We start from the raw sequence: 713 nt of genomic DNA on the forward strand, positions 1-713 counted from the left end.
GAGTCAAGGGTGGAGCGCAGCGGAATCGCCGCAGGCGACGCGACCGCAGGGAGCGCCCTTTACTCGGGCCGTGGAAGCCCGACACTGGCCAAGAAGCGAGTGGCCCAACGGCAACGGGGAAACCCCCTAGCTGCACCCGCTCGTAGTTTCGGCCACGGTAATGATCTCGGGACTGTCCAGTGCCAACGGCCCCCGCCCCCAGTCGCCGTACCGCTCCACGACGACAAACCCGGCCTCGCTCAGGAAGCGGTCCAGGTTGTCGGTGTCGAGGAACCGCAGGGTGGTTCGGTCGACTTGAGGCCGTTCCCACTGGGTGCCTTCGAAGGTCTCGGTGAACGTCACGCGTTCCTCGCCCGCCGCCACGGACTCGACCTCGTGCCACACGCGTACGACCCCGCCACGCCCGTCGGGAATCTCCCGCACCCGGTCCGGCGTCCACGTCTCCCACGCCCGGGCCCCCGGATTCCGCGTCTCGAAGACGAACCGCCCGCCGGGCACGAGAGCGGCACGTATGGCATGTAGGGCGAGCCGCAACTCCTCGTCGCCGAGCAGCACTTGGAAGGCGTGTCCGGTCATGACGGCGAGTTCGAACTCACCGTGCCACTCGCGCGCCCGTAGATCTCCGAGCACCCACTCGACGCCGGGTTCATGAGCCCGCGCCCGCACCAGCATCGCCGCGGCGGGATCGAGCCCCATCAGCCGCCCCCGATGCC

General features: G+C 69.3%; 1 protein-coding gene. It reads right to left on the reverse strand.

Features of this window, described 5'->3' with window-relative positions; genetic code table 11:
* Positions 1–126: 126 nt before the first annotated feature.
* Positions 127–713, reverse strand: a 587-nt coding sequence (locus tag AC31A1_RS52185; protein WP_489660041.1) for a class I SAM-dependent methyltransferase, incomplete at its 5' end; no start/stop codon positions are given.

The sequence above is a fragment of the Streptomyces sp. P5F9 genome, assembly GCF_057961495.1.